Here is a 423-nt window from a genome sequence, read left to right as displayed (position 1 = left end):
ACCTTCCATTTTGGCCCGTTCGGCAAAAGCGAAAGAGCAGGCAAAGCTGACGTAAAAACGGATGGCTTCCAATACGTTGACGGACACCAGGGTCAGATACAGACGACGCTTGAGCTCGTGCATATTGACTTCAACGGCCTGGCCGTTGACGGTATGCGTGCCTTCGCCCAGTTGCTGGTAATAATTACTCAGTTCAATAAAGCTGTCGTAGTAATGTGTCACTGAGACCGCCCGGCGAGTGATGTGCTCGTTACGGGTGATGTCGTCAAAAATCGTTGCCGGATTGGGCACGATATTACGGACAATATGGGTATAAGAGCGGCTGTGAATGGTTTCACTGAATGACCAGGTTTCAATCCAGGTCTCAAGTTCCGGCAGCGAGACCACGGGCAAAAATGCCACGTTGGGAGAACGCCCCTGAAC

At 51.5% G+C, this 423-nt stretch carries 1 protein-coding gene; it reads right to left on the bottom strand.

Annotated features, from left to right (window positions below):
• Positions 1–402: ribonucleotide-diphosphate reductase subunit beta (locus Q4563_RS16395; RefSeq protein WP_442903767.1), on the bottom strand; the 402-nt coding region annotated here is incomplete at its 3' end.
• Between the last annotated feature and the right edge of the window lie 21 nt (positions 403–423).

The organism is Gilvimarinus sp. 1_MG-2023 (assembly GCF_030548285.1).
This window is presented reverse-complemented; position numbering and strand designations above follow the sequence as displayed.